The organism is Niallia sp. XMNu-256 (assembly GCF_036670015.1).
Classification (GTDB): domain Bacteria; phylum Bacillota; class Bacilli; order Bacillales; family Cytobacillaceae; genus Bacillus_BD.
The window spans coordinates 1,173,601-1,190,357 of record NZ_CP137636.1 but is presented as its reverse complement, the minus strand read 5'-3'; the positions used below and the strand labels follow the sequence as shown (position 1 = coordinate 1,190,357).

18 protein-coding genes are annotated in these 16,757 nt (G+C 36.5%); 7 read left to right on the top strand and 11 right to left on the bottom strand.

The features are described from left to right. The first annotated feature begins 24 nt into the window (after positions 1–24). Together R4Z10_RS06075 and R4Z10_RS06070 are read left to right on the top strand one after the other, a co-directional pair. Positions 25–534 carry a LysR substrate-binding domain-containing protein gene (locus R4Z10_RS06075; RefSeq protein WP_338473171.1) on the top strand — a complete coding sequence of 170 codons (510 nt, stop codon included), beginning with the start codon at positions 25–27 and terminating at the stop codon, positions 532–534. A 50-nt stretch (positions 535–584) separates the two neighbouring features. Next, positions 585–1,457: a TetR/AcrR family transcriptional regulator gene (locus tag R4Z10_RS06070; protein ID WP_338472310.1), complete on the top strand. Its 873-nt coding sequence runs from the start codon at positions 585–587 to the stop codon at positions 1,455–1,457. A 119-nt stretch (positions 1,458–1,576) separates the two neighbouring features. Here R4Z10_RS06070 and R4Z10_RS06065 read toward each other — a convergent pair whose 3' ends face one another. From R4Z10_RS06065 to R4Z10_RS06055, 3 genes are all read right to left on the bottom strand, one after another. After that, complete coding sequence (locus tag R4Z10_RS06065; protein ID WP_338472309.1) at positions 1,577–2,593, bottom strand: pirin family protein; 1,017 nt, start codon at positions 2,591–2,593, stop codon at positions 1,577–1,579. Positions 2,594–3,010: 417 nt separating this feature from the next. Then, positions 3,011–4,123, bottom strand: a complete 1,113-nt coding sequence (locus tag R4Z10_RS06060) for a 5-methyltetrahydropteroyltriglutamate--homocysteine S-methyltransferase (protein ID WP_338472308.1) — start codon at positions 4,121–4,123, stop codon at positions 3,011–3,013. A 127-nt stretch (positions 4,124–4,250) separates the two neighbouring features. Beyond that, complete coding sequence (locus R4Z10_RS06055; protein ID WP_338472307.1) at positions 4,251–5,411, bottom strand: acyl-CoA dehydrogenase family protein; 1,161 nt, start codon at positions 5,409–5,411, stop codon at positions 4,251–4,253. Between the two features lie 204 nt (positions 5,412–5,615). Here R4Z10_RS06055 and R4Z10_RS06050 point away from each other — a divergent pair, with 204 nt between their 5' ends. The 4 genes from R4Z10_RS06050 to R4Z10_RS06035 all read left to right on the top strand — a co-directional run bounded on the left by R4Z10_RS06050 (position 5,616) and on the right by R4Z10_RS06035 (position 8,771). Beyond that, a complete protein-coding gene (locus R4Z10_RS06050; protein ID WP_338472306.1) occupies positions 5,616–6,368 on the top strand; it encodes an amino acid ABC transporter ATP-binding protein in 753 nt (250 codons plus the stop codon). 16 nt (positions 6,369–6,384) lie between these two features. After that, positions 6,385–7,233: a transporter substrate-binding domain-containing protein gene (locus R4Z10_RS06045; protein ID WP_338472305.1), complete on the top strand. Its 849-nt coding sequence runs from the start codon at positions 6,385–6,387 to the stop codon at positions 7,231–7,233. Between the two features lie 90 nt (positions 7,234–7,323). Continuing rightward, positions 7,324–8,016 carry an amino acid ABC transporter permease gene (locus R4Z10_RS06040; RefSeq protein ID WP_338472304.1) on the top strand — a complete coding sequence of 231 codons (693 nt, stop codon included), beginning with the start codon at positions 7,324–7,326 and terminating at the stop codon, positions 8,014–8,016. A 26-nt stretch (positions 8,017–8,042) separates the two neighbouring features. Continuing rightward, on the top strand, positions 8,043–8,771 hold the full coding sequence (locus R4Z10_RS06035) for an amino acid ABC transporter permease (RefSeq protein ID WP_338472303.1): 729 nt from the start codon (positions 8,043–8,045) through the stop codon (positions 8,769–8,771). Between the two features lie 238 nt (positions 8,772–9,009). Here R4Z10_RS06035 and R4Z10_RS06030 read toward each other — a convergent pair whose 3' ends face one another. Both R4Z10_RS06030 and R4Z10_RS06025 read right to left on the bottom strand, forming a co-directional pair. Beyond that, the gene (locus R4Z10_RS06030) at positions 9,010–9,609 is read right to left on the bottom strand and encodes a nitroreductase family protein (RefSeq protein ID WP_338472302.1); all 600 of its coding nucleotides are present in this window, start codon (positions 9,607–9,609) and stop codon (positions 9,010–9,012) included. A gap of 199 nt (positions 9,610–9,808) precedes the next feature. Then, positions 9,809–10,921 (bottom strand): Gfo/Idh/MocA family oxidoreductase, encoded by a 1,113-nt coding sequence (locus R4Z10_RS06025; protein WP_338472301.1) that lies wholly within the window; start codon positions 10,919–10,921, stop codon positions 9,809–9,811. A gap of 256 nt (positions 10,922–11,177) precedes the next feature. On the opposite strand from R4Z10_RS06025, the gene cdaS reads away from it, so the two are divergent. Beyond that, positions 11,178–11,789, top strand: a complete 612-nt coding sequence (gene cdaS, locus R4Z10_RS06020) for a sporulation-specific diadenylate cyclase CdaS (protein WP_338472300.1) — start codon at positions 11,178–11,180, stop codon at positions 11,787–11,789. Between the two features lie 165 nt (positions 11,790–11,954). Here cdaS and R4Z10_RS06015 read toward each other — a convergent pair whose 3' ends face one another. The 6 genes from R4Z10_RS06015 to R4Z10_RS05990 all read right to left on the bottom strand — a co-directional run bounded on the left by R4Z10_RS06015 (position 11,955) and on the right by R4Z10_RS05990 (position 16,736). After that, positions 11,955–12,941, bottom strand: coding sequence for a Gfo/Idh/MocA family oxidoreductase (locus R4Z10_RS06015; protein WP_338472299.1), 987 nt, complete (start codon positions 12,939–12,941; stop codon positions 11,955–11,957). A gap of 24 nt (positions 12,942–12,965) precedes the next feature. Further along, positions 12,966–13,292: a putative quinol monooxygenase gene (locus R4Z10_RS06010; RefSeq protein ID WP_338472298.1), complete on the bottom strand. Its 327-nt coding sequence runs from the start codon at positions 13,290–13,292 to the stop codon at positions 12,966–12,968. A 357-nt stretch (positions 13,293–13,649) separates the two neighbouring features. After that, the gene (locus tag R4Z10_RS06005) at positions 13,650–14,033 is read right to left on the bottom strand and encodes a DoxX family protein (protein ID WP_338472297.1); all 384 of its coding nucleotides are present in this window, start codon (positions 14,031–14,033) and stop codon (positions 13,650–13,652) included. Positions 14,034–14,227: 194 nt separating this feature from the next. Next, positions 14,228–15,205, bottom strand: a complete 978-nt coding sequence (locus R4Z10_RS06000; RefSeq protein ID WP_338472296.1) for a ring-cleaving dioxygenase — start codon at positions 15,203–15,205, stop codon at positions 14,228–14,230. Positions 15,206–15,272: 67 nt separating this feature from the next. Next, the gene (locus R4Z10_RS05995; protein ID WP_338472295.1) at positions 15,273–16,217 is read right to left on the bottom strand and encodes a ring-cleaving dioxygenase; all 945 of its coding nucleotides are present in this window, start codon (positions 16,215–16,217) and stop codon (positions 15,273–15,275) included. Positions 16,218–16,298: 81 nt separating this feature from the next. Further along, positions 16,299–16,736, bottom strand: coding sequence for a MarR family transcriptional regulator (locus R4Z10_RS05990; RefSeq protein ID WP_338472294.1), 438 nt, complete (start codon positions 16,734–16,736; stop codon positions 16,299–16,301). Between the last annotated feature and the right edge of the window lie 21 nt (positions 16,737–16,757).

Here is a 16,757-nt window from a genome sequence, read left to right as displayed (position 1 = left end):
ATCCAAAGGTAGACATTAAATTAAATTACATCATGTAGGTCAGTTATTAGAAAAGCTAGAGTTGATGAACTAGATATCACCTTCACCCTCTCCCTTGGAATACATAGTATTGGTGGGCTGAAATTAAAGTCGCTATGGAAACATTTTCATTCCATTATCATGCATTGTGACCACCCACTAGCAAATCGGACAAGTGGTCATGTTTCGGATTTGATGGATGAATCTTTTGTGATGTTGGAAAGAGACAAATCTTCACTAGGTTTTGATCTGTTATTAGCCGCATGCTCGAATAACGGGATTTCACCAAAGATTTTCCATACGGCCTCTCACATCGAAGCTGTGTTGATGATGGTTGATTCGGAAATGGGCAGTACGATGCTTCCAAAATACTTTGAATCCTACGCACCACCACCTTCCCTCACATTTATTAACATTGAAGGGTACAATTATGAAGTAGACATTCTAGCTTCATGGAAGAAAATAAATCAAAACCCATCTCTCTTTATTTATCGAAGAACTCGACACTATGTTTGAAGAAATGTCTAATGAGGCAGTAGACACCATCTGGAAGTTAGGAGGAGTACATGAATCATCGTAAAAGAAAAGTAGCAGATATTGCTTTAAAATTATTTGTAGAAAAAGGAATTGCTCGAACATCTATACAGGAGATTATAGAAAATGCAGCGATTTCAAAAGGGACTTTTTATAATTATTTCACTTCAAAAAATGATTGTATTGCTGACATTTTAGAATATCTTCGTTACGATGCAAGCCAACAGCGAATCCAAGTCCAATTAAGTAAAAATGCACAAGATCGTGAAGTGTTCATTGAGCAAATTACCATTTTAATTCGCTTAAACGAAGAACGTAATCTGAATGCGCTATTTGAGGAAATTCTATATTCAAATGAGAAAGAACTTAGAAAATTAGTTCTGCAACACCGAGTGATTGAAATGGAATGGCTGGAAAATAGGTTAATTGAATTAATGGGGGAGGAAATTCGGGATTATGCTTTTGAAGGAACTGTCCTATTTTATGGCATGCTTCAACATATGCTTTTTACGTTGCGTATTACGAATCGTTCTTATTCCTTACATGATTTAATCTCGAACATTTTGACCTATGTAGAGCTAATTATTCCTCAAATGATTAAGAACGGAAGCCCGATGCTAAATCATTCAGCCATCCATTTATTGCGTCAAAAGGGTGAAAGGAAAAACATATCGATAGTAGAGATCATGGAACACTTCCATCAACTGAAACAACAATATGTCTTTAATGAAGAACAGCAAGATTTATATGATGCCATCCAATCGGAATTGGGGCTGAGTCGCATTCGTAAAGTGGTTATCAAACCTTTATTAGAACCTTTTCAAAAGGTATTTAAAGGAACCCCTATTGAATTACAGGTGAATACATTTATAAATATGGTATGGTTTTACTTAAGAGAACAATAACGGAATTTGCAAAAATAAGAAAAAATCAAAGTTAAAGGGCTGCCGACAATAAATGCTCGGGCCCTTATTAGTTATAGAAACCTTTATTATTAAAAGTACCTGCTGATTTCCTTAGTACCTTATCTTTTTTCAACGGTTCCATCCGCATGTTTAGCAAACCTTCCAGCGTTACGCTCGTTTACTGGATCTGGTCGACCCCAAGGCCAGCCACCGAACTGTGTCATTTGATAGTCTTTATAGGCCTCGCGAATTTCCTCTTCAGAATTCATAACAAAAGGTCCATATTGGACAATCGGTTCTGGAATCGGCTCCCCTTCTAATACGAGTAGTTGACTTTCTTGTGATCCATTTTTAATCTTAATTTCCTGGTCACCTGCAAGTTTAATTCGATTAGAACTCTCAATCGTCCTATCATCAATGTTAATTTCTTTCCCTTCATAGAAATACAAGTTTCGATTTAAAGTACTAGAGATAGACGGCAACGTGATAGATGCCTCTGCCTCCATTTTAATAAGGTAAATCCCAACATGATGGTTCCGATCCTTCGCCCAAGATACATTGCTAGGCTCTAGACTTTTCTTCCCTTCCCAACTTCCTGTAATGATCCTAACCGTTGATTTCCGTTCATTATGTGCTATCGTTTCAATAACTGGAATGTCCTCAGACCATAGCATCTTATATACAGGTTGGGAAAATTTATTCTCAGCAGCCAGGTTCAACCAAATTTGAAAGAGTTCTAGTGGATTCTCTCGGTCTTCATGTACAAGGGGAAACATTTCTGAGTGTAGGCACCCTTTCCCTGTTGTCATCCACTGTACATCTCCATTCCCATAGCGCCCCACTGCTCCAGTTGAATCAAAGTGATCAACAAAGCCTTCCAAGACAACGGTAACGGTTTCGAATCCGCGATGTGGATGATAAGGAAAGCCTGGCACTGTTTTTCCATGATACATTCTGAAACCGTCTTTTATGGCAAAGTCTTCTCCTAGATTCCTGCCTGCTAATGAAACATCCGGCCCTTGTTCATCATTCCCAGCTGGATAGGCATCCTTATGATGCACACTGAAAAGGAATGGACTCTCAGCTTGCCATTGAAAACCTAAATTTTGTATTTGAATGATCTTCTTATTCCCCATATTCTTGACCCTCCACTAATATCATATTACATAGCTCTTTTTCCCGGCTTCTTTGCTGCAATAATAAATTGACTCAACTCTTGGCTCGAGCAATTGGATCCGAACTTGATTCCGGTCCTTTGTAGTTTTATAACCATTCACTTCTCAAACCATTGATTTTGTTATTCTAAAATTTTCACTAAAAAAAGTTGTTATTACCCTTCACTTAAATTATCTTGAATTGAATATAGTATTATATATATCATTATGCACAATTTTTATAAGGATTTAAAGTATTTAACCCTTCTAGTGAATTAAGATTCATTTAATATAGAAGTCATTTTTCCATATTTGCCATACTAATGAATTTTAAAACAAGAAAAACCTAACCAAATATAATCGTTTTGGTTAGGTTTAAAAATCCAATGGTTTATTTAATTATGCCCACACGCTTTCGGCAATCTTGATCACATGTTTAATTTTATTCCATTGGTCCTCTTCCGTTAATACGTTTCCTTCTTCTGTACTAGAGAATCCACATTGAGGACTTAACGCTAGATTTTCTAATGGAATATATTGACTTGCTTCTTTTATTCTCGTTTTAATATTTTCTGGATCTTCTAGTTCAGGGAATTTAGACGTAATTAATCCTAGAACAACGACTTTATTATTTTGACCAAAGCTTTTTAATGGTTCAAAATCACCTGAGCGTTTATCGTCATATTCAAGGAAAAGCCCGTCCACATTTAATTGATCAAAAATCGCATCGGATATTTGATCATAACCGCCGCTAGCGATATAAGTAGAGCGGAAGTTTCCACGACAAATATGCATGGTGATAAGCATATCTTCAGGCTTGTTTGCAATTGCTTCATTTAAACAACGCACTCGGTCATTGATGATCTCATCGACTTTCTTGCCTTCTTTTTCCTCAACCGCTTTAATACGGTCTTCTGAAACAAAATCGATCCAAGAAGTATCGTCTAATTGTAAATAACGACAGCCTGCATCGTAGAATGCTTGAATTGCCTTTTGATAAGCTGTAACTGTATCGTTTAATAGTGCCTCTTTATCGCCGTTATAGTATTCATCACCTTGCATTCTTGTTGCAAGCATATTTGGACTTGGAATCGCGAATTTCGCTACTTGTGTTCCATCACCATATTGTTCAACCGCTTCTTTTAAAAACTGGAAATGTTCGATCATATAATGATTATTAAAATCTACTTTTCCCGTTACTTTTATCGCATTATTCTTCGTTTTTGCCCCTTTAAAGTTGCTGACATATTCTGTTTCAAAAAATTCTACACCGTCTAATCCTGATAAGAAGTCTAGATGCCACCAACTACGTCTAAACTCCCCGTCTGTTATCGCTTTAAGTCCAACCTCAATTTCTTTTTGAACCAGTTTTGTAATTTCTTGATCCTCAACCGCTTTTAATGCTGCTTGATCAATTTCCCCGTTTGCAAAAGCCTTTCTCGCCTCTTTAATCGGTTCGGTTCTTAAAAAGCTTCCCACATGATCTGCTTTCAATGGTAATTTTATTGCCATCTTTCATTTGCCCCTTTCAAGTTGGAAAATGTTCCTTATCACTATAAACCAATATTTTAAAGGTTATCAAATTTATATTGATTTATCTACCTATTCTACTAAATGATGAAATTACTTTTATTAGCTATTATTGTTTAAACTCATTTATAGCCGTTTGAGCTATTTTTGAGATGGTCATATCATCCATTGGTGGATTATGAAGGCCTGCGCGAACATCACGGTAATATCTTTGTAGTGGATTAGACAACTGTAAACTCTTCGCTCCTACGATTCTCATGGATTTATCGACAATGGAAATCGCTGAGTTTGTGACAATATGTTTCGCAGCACTTAATTCATTAATAATGTAGGGACGGCGTGCCTCATCATCATATGACTCTGCTACACTATAAAGAAAATGGCGTGCTTTCATTAATTCCAAATCGATTTGACCAATTAAATTTTGGACATTTGGCAATTCACTAATGGTTCCTTGAATACTATTTGGCGAATATTGTGTCGCATAGTCGACTGCATAATCACGGGCAGCCTGGGCAATACCTAAATAACATGCCGGAATATGTAAAATCCAGCCATTCACTTTGTTTCCTCTTGGCCCCTTATTTAACTCAACAAAATTCTCTTCTTCTACCTCAACTTTATCAAGAACGAGGTCATGACTTTCCGTTCCACGCATGCCAATAACATCCCATGTCTCTTTGATCGATAACCCATCTGCTTCACGATCAATTAAGAAAAAGCCAATTCCTTCCTTCTCTTCTACCCATGCAGATACAAGAAAATGAGTTAAAGCGGGTGACATGGTTGTAAACGTCTTTTGACCTGTAATCACCCACTTTCCATTTTGTTTAGCAGCATTTGTTCCTGGACGACCACCGCGAGTAGGGCTTCCTGTAATTGCCTCACTAACCGCTCTGTTTACAAGAGCCCCATTAACGATTTCCTTTGCAAAGGCTTTCATTTGTTCTTCTTTCCAGAGCTTTTGTTCGTATAATTCTCCGACAACCCCTTGGTGCCAACCAATTGCTAACCCTGTTGAACCATCAAAACTGGCGATCGTCTCTTGGAATAAAACCATATCCGTTACAGTAATCCCTTCGCCACCATATTCTTTTGGTAGAGTTAGCTTTGTGTAACCCATTTCAACGAGAGCTTTTACATTTTCTTTTGGAAACCGTGATTTTTTATCCACTTCATTTGAATAGCTTTGAAAAGATTCCTTATGGGATAACAATTTATCCACCCATTGTTTTTGGGTATTAGTTTTTAGAAATAATGATTTTGACATGCATACACTTCCTTCTTTTATTGCTTTCCAATCCATTTGAATGGCTTTTTTCAATTTAAATTAATATTATAGAATAATATTTCCGCAATTTAATAATTTTTATTATACCAGCAAAAATCTTACTAGACAAGTAGGATTACTGTGTGCTAATGTGTTGTTATTCATATTTACATTATAAATATAGTAAAAAAGCGAGGTGTTATCATGATTGTACTCAAAAACATTCATAAAAGTTTTAAGAATAATACAGTCCTAAAGGGCGTTGACCTGGAAGTGAATAAAGGCGATGTTTTAGTGATTATCGGCCCTAGTGGTTCAGGGAAAACAACCCTTCTACGCTGTATGAATTATTTAGAGAAACCAGATCAGGGGATCGTTTCAATTGACGGATTTTCTGTTGATGGCAAACATGCCTCAAAAAAAGATATCCTCACATTAAGAAGGATGTCTGCGATGGTTTTCCAGCATTATAATTTATTCAAAAATAAAACAGTTCTGGAAAACGTCATGGAAGGACTTATTGTCTCCAAAAAAATGAATAAAACTGAGGCAAAAGAGATTAGTACTGGATTACTAAAAAAAGTTGGGTTAGAGGAAAAGTTAAATGAATATCCAGCCCAACTATCCGGTGGGCAACAACAACGGGTTGGCATTGCAAGGGCACTTGCTTTAAATCCTTCGGTCATCTTATTTGATGAACCCACCTCTGCACTTGACCCTGAGATGGTCGGTGAAGTGTTAGCAATTATAAAAGATATTGCCAAAGAAGGAATTACCATGGTGATCGTTACCCATGAAATTGATTTTGCTAGAGAGGTAGCCAACCGTGTTGTTTTTATGGATGGCGGAGTGATTGTTGAACAAGGAACACCTAAAGAAGTGTTAGTTCATCCTACACAAGAACGTACGAAACAGTTTTTAAGAAGATTAGTACATGAACCAGAGTATACAATTTAATAGGAGGAAACAAAATATGAAACGTTTATGGTTAACAGCACTATTAGCACTAGTTTCTATTTTTATTATCGCAGGTTGCTCTAATACGACTACTAATGAAACTTCGGATGGAAAAAAAATCATTAAAGTAGCATTAAGTGATGAAGTGAATCCACCTTTCTTACATGCGGATGATCAAAATAATCCCATTGGTTATGATATGGACTATTTAAAAGAAATAGAAAAGAAGTTACCAGATTATCACTTTGAATATGTGTGGGGAGAAGAAGAAACCAATTTAGTTGGGGTAGATACAGGAAAATTTGATCTTGCCATCAACTGGTTTTTCAAAAACCCTGAGAGAGAAGAAAAGTTTCTTTACCCAGAAAAAGAATACGGATATTCTCTTACCGCTCTAATTACTAAATCAGATCGCAATGATATTCAATCATTAGATGATATGGTTGATAAAAAACTTGCCCCTATGTCACCAAGTGGTGGATTAAGAGCCATTTTAAATGCCTATAATGAACAGCACCCTGATAATCCTGTCGCCATTGAAAGTATTGACCATCCATCGAATGCAGATAACTTAAAACGTGTAGCTGAAGGAAAGGCAGATGCTGTTTTCTTGAACAAAACAACTTTTGATGCAGTTCAAGAGCAACTGAACTTAGATTTAAAGGTGGGCGGAGTGGTTTCAAAGGAACCGATCTTTGTAGTATTTAAAAAGGAACATACCGAATTAGCCCAACAATTTGATCAAGCTACAACAGAATTAATTGAAGATGGAACACTTTCCAGGCTATCAGAGAAATGGTTTGGAACCGACATTTTCCAAGACCTTGATTATATAAATGAAAAAGGGTTTGAACATCAGCAATAAGCAAAACAATCTAAATCCGTATTGGAGTTTAAATTCCAATACGGTATCTTATATCTTTTTTTGTCCATTAGTTATTAGGTGGTGAATTCAATGAATACCGACGTCAATTATTGGCTGGATATTTTTACTAAGGTCATAGATAAACTTCCAGTAACATTATTTATGATGATTACATCCTTATTCTTTGCACTAATTTTAGCTGTTTTGATTGCGATTATTCGTATTCAAAAAATACCAGTGTTATCGGCCTTGGCAACTTTTTATTTATCATTTACACGCTCAACTCCGTTGTTAGTGCAAATTTTCCTAATCTATTTTGGGCTTCCACAACTATTGCTCATCTTTCAAATTGATATTAATCATTGGAATCGACTATTCTTTGCCATCATGGCCTTTTCTCTTCATACTGGTTCCTATTTAGCAGAGATTATCCGTTCTGCTTACATAGCGGTTGGGAAAGATCAATTAGAAGCAGCCTATAGTGTAGGGATGAGTTACACACAAGCTCTACGAAGAATTATCCTACCACAAGCATTTGTCATTGCTCTCCCTAATATTGGTAATAATACCATTGAATTATTAAAGGATACATCCCTCGCCTTTACAATCGGAATTATAGATATTATGGGACAGGTCAGGATTATTCTTGGTAACAATTATGGCATTGGTATATTTGAAGTTTATATTGTGATTTCAATTGTCTATTGGGTAACATGTATCCTAATAGAAATACTCATAGGATATGCTGAAAAGTCGTTCAAAAAAGGACGCGTAAGTTTATAGTAAATGGTTAAGGACTGTGATCACTTGTGGCTATCATCGATTTTTCTTTTGCTTTAGAACATTTACCAGAAGTGTTAAAAGGAGTGCCTGCCACTCTTGCCATTGCATTTGTAGCCATGGTATTCGGGTTGTTTTTTGGACTGCTTATCGCTTTATGCAGGATTTATAAGACGCCTGTTCTAAATCAACTATCAATTCTTTATATTTCATTTATCCGCGGGACTCCGTTGATTGTTCAATTATATGTTCTATTTTATGGACTTCCCGTTTTATTTGATTTTCTAAATCCTCAGTTCGGCTGGAATTTGAATGCCGATAGCATTCATCCGCTACTAATTGCATTTGTCGCTTATACCATCAATACATCAGCCTATCAGGCTGAAATTGTACGAGGTTCGATAAATGCAATATCAGCAGGACAAATGGAGGCGGCTCACTCTGTAGGAATGACCACTGCACAAGGCTTATATCGAATTATTCTTCCTCAAGCCTTTAAGGTTGCCTTACCTGATCTAGGAAATACTTTTATTAATTTACTTAAAGGTACCTCTGTAGCCTTTGCAGTAAAGGTTGTAGAAATCCTAGCTATTTCTAGAATCATAGCAAATGACGGTTACCGTTTTTTAGAAATGTATTTGGTTGCTTCTCTACTCTACTGGTTGCTAAGCTGGTTCTTTGAAATTATCTTTACACGGGTCGAAAAAAGAGTAGGCCGCTTTGAAAGTTCCGTGCATCAGGAAGCTAAAGCAGTATAGGGGTGTAAAAAGCAGCCCCTACTATGAAACTATATTATTAGAAAAAAAGGGCTGCCAACAGAACGTTTGCAGCCCTTTTCAAATGTATAGTCCCTTTTTATATTATGAGAAGGCATTCCTCAACGCCCTTTTATCCGGTATATTATGAATACCAAAAAGTCTGGTTAGCAATATCCTTAACAAGACTTTTTGAATTAGAAAGAGTTAATTTGGTCCGATTCTTTTCCTACTTACATTATTATTTATAAAACTTAACACGATCTTCCAATGGTTTAAACTCTTTATCTCCAGCTGGTGCAGTTGGATTACCGAATGGCATTTGGGCAATCAATTTCCAACTACCTGGAATATCCCATTCATTTTTTACTTCATCATCAATTAGTGGATTATAATGTTGTAGTGATGCTCCTAACCCTTCTGCTTCTAATGCAGTCCATACTACTAGTTGGTGCATACCAGACGCTTGTTGGGACCAAATTGGGAAATTTTCAGCGTATAATGCAAATTGTTCTTGTAGAGACTTAACGATGGCTTCATCTTCAAAGAATAATATGGTACCATATCCAGCTTTAAAAGATTCCATTTTTTGTTGAGTACCTGAGAAGTCACCCTCACCAACAACTTTTCTTAATGTTTCAGTTGTAATATCCCATAATTTATCATGTGCTTCTCCAGTTAAAACAACAAGTCGAGCAGTTTGAGAATTAAAAGCAGAAGGTGTATATTTTACAGCGAATTCAACAATTTCTTTTATTCTTTCATCAGAAACCTTCACCTCTTTATTGATTCCATAAATAGAACGTCTGTCTTGCAAAGCTGCGAAAAAGTCTTTTGTCATAAGTGTAAGTCCTCCTAAAAAATTTTATTACTCTAAATAATGTTCCCCTACTAGTTCTAATCTACTGATGAATTTAATTAATTTTAGGACATATCAAATACTAATGAACTTTACTATTAAAAGGTCTAATCTTTATAAAAATTAGATCTCTACAGTACTAACATGGGAATAGGTCTGATCTTTTATTGATTAAAAGGTTTTAGGTTGTTGACAGATTAATTTTTTCCTGTAATTTCTCTAAATAAAGACCTGCATCAATCGGCAGTTCAACTGTTTGATTCAACCATGTAGATAAGTACATGGCATTAGCCAATTCTACTCCTTTCAATCCTTCTTCCCCTGGAGCCAATAACGGTGTTCCTTGTGTAATAGCATCAATCCAGTTTTGCATGACTCCAACATGTCCTGTGGATTCACCTTCTATCTGAATCTCCCTTTTGATCCATTCAGGTGCTCCAAATCCACCTGTAAAGGTTGAATTAAACTCCCGTTCTGATTGCGTTAGCTGATAAAAGATCAGCGTTTCATTCTCAACCACTATTTTCCCTAGATCACCTGCAATTTCAAAACGATTGGTCCCAGGCGCTTCTCCTGTTGATGTTATAAATACCCCTGTCGCTCCATTTTCATATTCAACATAGGCGGTGACATCATCTTCTACTTCAATCTTGTGGTATTTCCCAGTATGACAAAAGGCATGTACACGCTTTGGCATCAATCCTGTTATCCATTGCCATAAATCTAATTGATGAGGCGCTTGATTTAATAAAACACCGCCACCCTCCCCTTTCCAAGTCGCTCTCCACTTCCCCGAATCGTAATAACTTTGCGGGCGATACCAATCTGTAATTACCCAGTTTGTTCGTTTAATCTCGCCAAGTTTACCTGATTGAATTAGCTGACGTAGTTTTTGAAATAAAGGGTTTGTACGTTGGTTAAACATTATTGAAAACACTTTTCCACTAGATTTAGCGACATCATTCATTTCTATTACATTCTTCGTAAAGACGCCAGCCGGTTTTTCTAGTAAAACGTGCAACCCATTATGAAACGATTTAATAGCTAATTCTGGATGACTGAAGTGTGGTGTTGCAATAATCACTGCATCAATATTTGATTCTTGTAAAAAAGCTTCCTCATTTTGATAAAATTGCACTTGCTCGGACAGATTTTCTTTTATCCAATTTAATTGATGTTCTCGACCGCATACGGCTGTTAATATAGCTCCTTTTACAAGACCTTTGTCTAATGGAATACTATGTGATTTTCCTATATTCCCCATACCGATAATGCCTACTTTAACGACCCTCATAGAGCTCCCCCTCATTTATTTTTTATAAGCTTTTCATTTTAGCTAAATTAACCCTCAGCAATCGATTGTAGCGATCCGATCATAATGTCTAACTAAGCTTATTATCTTCTGTTTCTTCATAATTAATTAGACGAGACTATCTTTTTGTTTTTATAAAGAATGATTTCCTATTTAATGTTCAACATAAGATTAATAAATATATGGGAAAGGTCCCTTCATTTAATTTAAAAAATTAACTAATAAGGTGATGAATGATATGAACGATGCTAATTGCGATTTTTCACCCATGAAAGAACAATTGTCATCTAGAATCAAGGAAATTACAAATGAACTTAATCATAGTTTAGAGGTATTAGGAAATGATAACTATTGCCTTTTAGGCAACTTAGAGTCGATTAAGGAAAAGTTTATTGTCATGGAATCAATCGCGTCTTCCTTTTATTTAAACTGTTATTTATCCGCTTTTACAGATAAATATGAGGACCTATCCACATCGGTTCAATGGTTATCTAAAAATCGTTATGGTGCATTAATAGCAGTAGAACGAGGTGACCCTCTTGAATCTTTAATCCAAAAAGGAACGGCTATAAATGCCCTTTTAACTCCTGCATTGTTAGAAACGATCTTTTATCCTGGTAATCCACTTCATGATGGAGCGGTGCTTATTCGAGCTAATCAAATCGTTTCTGCGGCAAATTTCCTACCACTTACCTCTAAAGTAATAAGCGGAAAGAAGCTAGGTTCTCGACATCGTGCTGCATTAGGATTATCGGAACAAAGTGATGCCCTTGTCCTCATCGTATCAGAAGAGACGGGTAAGATATCCTTCGCATTAAACGGAAAATTCTATCCGATTAATACTTTTTAAATTATTATAACTACTGATAAATTTGTTCGCATTTTAATTAATAATAAAAATGCATTCCATGATTCAATAGCCCCAGACTCATTTATCATATAAAAAGAGAACCAGTAGACAACCTGATTCTCTTCTCTTCCATTAATGGCTTTGTGTACAGTTACTAATCAGAAGTCAATAATAATTCTTCACCATTTCATCCATCACCCAGTTCGTTCTTGCCCCGCTCATTCCTGTACTCAAGTAATGGGCTTCTTTTCCAGTTAAGTCAGCCATAATGGTTTCTATTAGGGGTTGATGGACATGCTGTGGCGGTTCAAAACTCCATTGTTCGGTGCCATTGGCTGTTGTCAAAACCACTGGCTCATTCCCGAAGGTTGAAAAGGTAATTTTCCCTTGGCTTCCTACAATTTCATTCACATCGACATTTTCAAAAGCAGAAAAACACCAACTCCCTACACCGTGAATACCAGACTGAAATAAATATGTACCAGTAACGATATCTTCCGCACGATAGTAGCCGCCTTGATTAGAGGCAAAACCCTTTACCTCCTTAATTGGGCCAAGTAAAAAGTCAAACAGATCAAGGGTATGACTAGCTAAATCAAAAAACAGTCCTCCGCCTGCTAATTCAGGTTCAACCCGCCACGGAAGTTTGTTGTGATCCTTTACGTCCGCTGAAGCTTTTTGATACTGAATCGTTGATATAAACCGGACATCACCAATTGCTTTTTGTTCTAAAAGTTTTTTTATTTTCATAAATCGAGGCATTGCCCTTCGGTAATAGGCTACATACAAAGGCACTCCTGCCTCTTTACAAGCATTAACCATTTCTTGGCATTCAGCAAAATTACGTGCCATTGGCTTTTCCACATAAACGGGTTTCCCAGCCTGAGCTGCTTTGATCGTATATTCTTTGTGAGAACCAGGAGGTGTCGCAATATAGATCGCATCAACGTCAGGATCCTTAATAAGCGCATCGCCATCATCGTACCATTTAGCCACACCATGTCTTTCGGCATAGTCTTTCGCCAACTCCCCCGTTCTCCGCATAACAGCGACCAACTCAGAGTTTTCTATTTTTTGAAAAGCTGGTCCACTTTTCACTTCCGTCACATCCCCACATCCAATAATTCCCCAACGAACCTTTTCAAATTTCATTGTAATTTTTCTCCTTTTAACGTGTTACATGAACTTAATTTCTTTGTAAATATTAATTTCGGTACTTTCTCGCTTTTTTCTAAGTTCTGGAACCATTTTTATAATATGCTCACTTTTATTATGTTGATTTAATGAGTCCTCATCCGTCCATTCCTCAATTGTAGTAAGGATAGACGGATCATTAATATCTTCATGAAGTGTGTACATGATACAACCCTTTTCTTTCCTTGTTTCCAAAACAACTTCCCTAGCTATTTTTAAATATTCTTCAACCTTTACATCTGATTTTAATTTGGCTTTACATACAACTCTAATAATTTTAATCACACCTACATCTTTTAGTATTAACATACTGGTCTAGCTCACCATAGCTTTAATAGTATCCTTCCCATTTTCCTATTAATACTAAAAAATCCGAACGATAGCTTTTGCATTACAAACTTAAAACGAATAGTACCTTCTATTATTTAATAGATAAACCTCGCAGTGTGAATTCGACCACTCACTTTAATAATGAAAAATTAGATAGAGTACAAGTTAACACAAAAAGCTGAAGTCGAATTCCTTCAGCTTTTTGTTACTTAGAAACTAATGTAAAATTCCTTTAGTAGTAATTAAGAAACTATTAAACTAAGTTCAGCCAATCATTTTCACTCATATGAATATAAATTCTTAATTACCGTTTATTAAGTTCAATTGAAACTATGCTTAAAGCGAGTAAACTCCAGGGCCTATTAAGGCTAACCCTATGGAAACAACGATAAGGACTAAATTGTATTCATATCCGCCTGCTGTATTTGAGAACCCTTTTGAACCGTGAACTTTTACGATGGCACCAAGCATGATCATTGTAATGAGAACTGCTCCTAGAGGTAATAAAATCCCAAGAATGAATAGAATTCCAGCAACTAACTCAGCGATGCCACTAACAGCTGCAACTAGATTCCCTGGTTTAATCCCAATGGACTCAAACCAGCCACCTGTTCCTTTAATTCCAAAGCCTCCGAACCAGCCAAATAATTTTTGTGTTCCATAAAAGATAAAGACAATTCCAATCATAATTCTAATAAGTAATATTCCTAAATCCATCATTTGTGATAACTCCTTTTTTGTTTTATTTTTATCCTTTTAAATCATTAAGTTTGTTCCGCTAGTTTGCTAGCGTCTATTAATTTATTAATAGTCAAAGGCAGAGATCAGACTCCTCGTTACAGATTCTAGTTAAGTAGAAGTTGAAACAAAAACTTTTTATAACCTAGGGCGAGGAATCTGTTCCTTTATTTTCTTTATTCTTTGATAAATACTTTGTTGCTTCTCACAGTATCAATTGGACGAACTAATTTTTCAATTTTCTCACGTTTAGGCTCTAAGAATGGGGGTAATGATAATTTTTCTCCTAGTGTTTCGTAAGGTTCATCTCCCATAAAGCCAGGACCATCTGTCGCAAACTCAAATAAAATATGTGGTGTCACTCTCGCATATAAAGATTCAAAAAAGTGACGATCAACGTAACCAGATGTAGGGAATCCAAATTGATCCAAGCGTTTAATCCATTCTTCTAATACGGAACGGTCTTCTACTCGGAATGCGGCATGGTGAACTGTTCCATATCCTTGTCGTGCTTGAGGAAGAATGGTATTATGTTCGACAATTACTGAGGCACCATTACCGCCTTCCCCTACTTCAAATAGATGGAAAGATCCTTCTTGGGCTGTCTCTTTAAATAAGAGAACTTTTTCCAGCACTTCTTTAAAATAATCAAACATTGAAATACGAACAAAGACAGGACCTAAACCCGTAATCGCGTGTTCTAGTGGGATTGGTCCCTTTTGCCAAGGTGTACCAGATTCCACGCCTTTATTAAATTCATCTGAAATCAATTGATATTGTTGATCATCAAAATCGACGAAAGAGAGAGTTTTCTTGCCAAATTGCTCTTTAATTCCCATGTGCTTGACTTCTAAACGATCAAAACGTTGCACCCAATATTCTAATGCTGCATCACTTGGTACACGGAAAGAGGTCTTTGAAATTTCATTTGTACCGTGTACCCCTTTTGGAACGCCTGGAAAATCAAAGAAGGTCATGTCTGTCCCTGCGCTTCCTTTATCATCTGCAAAGAATAAATGATACGTTTGAATATCATCTTGATTGACTGTCTTTTTAACTAAACGCATCCCCAAAACATAAGTGAAAAACTCATAGTTCTTTTCTGCACTGCTAGTAATTGCTGTTACGTGATGAATTCCTTTTAATTCGTTCATTATATTTCCTCCTAGAAATTGATATTTAGTCGTAAATTTAGTTTGATCACTGTATTCTGCTAGTTTATTAGAACTCCTCAATAGGTTTTAGTTTTTCTTCAATTTCTGCTCTACGGCTTTCCAAAAATGGGGGTAAATCTAATTTTTCACCAAGTGTTTCAATATCTCCATCGACCGTGAAACCTGGTCCATCTGTTGCTATTTCAAACAATATGCCGTTTGATTCACGAAAATAAAGGCTCTTAAAGTAGAAACGATCCACGATACCAGATGAGTGAAACCCACGTGTTCGTACTTGCTTATCCCAAAATTCAAGCTCTTCATCGTTTTTTACACGAATCGCTAAGTGATGAATACTGCCTCGACCAGGTCTTTCCCGCGGGCCGTCTAAATATTTCACAACGATTTCTCCAAATACCTCACCTTTGATGGATTGAAAGATTGCTTCATCCTCACTACGGCTTATTTCTGTATAGCCAAACATGTCTATCAGTGTGCTTGCTAGTTTATCAAGTCTTCTAACTGTTATTTCCACAGAGCCCATGCCTTGGATTTGATGCTCAGCAGGGACATCGGATTTTTCCCAAGTTTCCCAGTGTTCAACTTTTGCACCGTTTGAGACTAGAAGTACCAGACGTAATCCTTCGGAGTCCTCAAAATGGAGAGCTGGATGATTAGCATAGGTTGTTAGTTCACTATGCTCTACGTCATGTTCCTCAAATCGGGATTTCCAATAAGACAGACTTTCTACTGAAGGGACGAGCAAACCAATTTTTGTGATAGCATTCGTTCCGCGGTGTGTATGTCCAACTACTGGAATTTCAAAAAAGGAAAGTTCAGTCCCTGGGCTACCTGTTTTATCTCCATAAAACAGGTGATACATTGATGGATCATCTTGGTTCACCGTGACTTTCACACGGCGTAAACCAAGGACATTTCGGTAAAAATGATTATTTTCACTGGCGTTTTTAGTAATCATCGATATGTGATGATGTCCTGGAATTCTATACATAGTCACTCCTCCATTCAGTTAACAAGTCAAGTGATAAGTCTAAAAAATTAGTAGCATCAATTTGCCACTAGTAATCGGATTTTAATTTTCCATTTTACTTTCAGTATGTTTTTGTAACTTAGTCATGAGCTTATATAATGTTCGCTGTTCTTCTTCTGTCAGTGACTCATTGACAATAGACGTTTGGAAAAAAAGTTGATGTTCAAAAACCTCATTCATCTTATTTTCCCCTTTTGAAGTAAGGGTTTTCCATTTGGTTTTCCATTCCTGCTTACGTTGTATATAACCATCTTGTTCCAATCGAGTGAGCATTCGGGAGATTCCACCCTCTGACACGGTTACTTTTGTGGCAAGATGACTTTGTGTGATCGGCTGATAAGTCGAAACCTGGTTTAATACATCAAACTGTGCCGTTGTGATCTCAAACTGTTTTAAGAAATCATTTGATAATAAATTACTTTGATGTGTAAATCGAGCAATACGCAACCATATTAGTGAACCAAGTGTATTTTTTTTCATTTGACTCATTTCCCTTCGTTA

What these genes read in the sequence shown, in the direction of transcription:
- R4Z10_RS06070 (WP_338472310.1), top strand. Translation starts at nt 585, where the DNA reads ATGAATCATCGTAAAAGAAAAGTAGCAGATATTGCTTTAAAATTATTT.
- R4Z10_RS06065 (WP_338472309.1), bottom strand. Translation starts at nt 2,593, where the DNA reads ATGGGGAATAAGAAGATCATTCAAATACAAAATTTAGGTTTTCAATGG.
- R4Z10_RS06060 (WP_338472308.1), bottom strand. Translation starts at nt 4,123, where the DNA reads ATGGCAATAAAATTACCATTGAAAGCAGATCATGTGGGAAGCTTTTTA.
- R4Z10_RS06055 (WP_338472307.1), bottom strand. Translation starts at nt 5,411, where the DNA reads ATGTCAAAATCATTATTTCTAAAAACTAATACCCAAAAACAATGGGTG.
- R4Z10_RS06050 (WP_338472306.1), top strand. Translation starts at nt 5,616, where the DNA reads ATGATTGTACTCAAAAACATTCATAAAAGTTTTAAGAATAATACAGTC.
- R4Z10_RS06045 (WP_338472305.1), top strand. Translation starts at nt 6,385, where the DNA reads ATGAAACGTTTATGGTTAACAGCACTATTAGCACTAGTTTCTATTTTT.
- R4Z10_RS06040 (WP_338472304.1), top strand. Translation starts at nt 7,324, where the DNA reads ATGAATACCGACGTCAATTATTGGCTGGATATTTTTACTAAGGTCATA.
- R4Z10_RS06030 (WP_338472302.1), bottom strand. Translation starts at nt 9,609, where the DNA reads ATGACAAAAGACTTTTTCGCAGCTTTGCAAGACAGACGTTCTATTTAT.
- R4Z10_RS06025 (WP_338472301.1), bottom strand. Translation starts at nt 10,921, where the DNA reads ATGAGGGTCGTTAAAGTAGGCATTATCGGTATGGGGAATATAGGAAAA.
- cdaS (WP_338472300.1), top strand. Translation starts at nt 11,178, where the DNA reads ATGAACGATGCTAATTGCGATTTTTCACCCATGAAAGAACAATTGTCA.
- R4Z10_RS06015 (WP_338472299.1), bottom strand. Translation starts at nt 12,941, where the DNA reads ATGAAATTTGAAAAGGTTCGTTGGGGAATTATTGGATGTGGGGATGTG.
- R4Z10_RS06010 (WP_338472298.1), bottom strand. Translation starts at nt 13,292, where the DNA reads ATGTTAATACTAAAAGATGTAGGTGTGATTAAAATTATTAGAGTTGTA.
- R4Z10_RS06005 (WP_338472297.1), bottom strand. Translation starts at nt 14,033, where the DNA reads ATGATGGATTTAGGAATATTACTTATTAGAATTATGATTGGAATTGTC.
- R4Z10_RS06000 (WP_338472296.1), bottom strand. Translation starts at nt 15,205, where the DNA reads ATGAACGAATTAAAAGGAATTCATCACGTAACAGCAATTACTAGCAGT.
- R4Z10_RS05995 (WP_338472295.1), bottom strand. Translation starts at nt 16,217, where the DNA reads ATGTATAGAATTCCAGGACATCATCACATATCGATGATTACTAAAAAC.
- R4Z10_RS05990 (WP_338472294.1), bottom strand. Translation starts at nt 16,736, where the DNA reads ATGAAAAAAAATACACTTGGTTCACTAATATGGTTGCGTATTGCTCGA.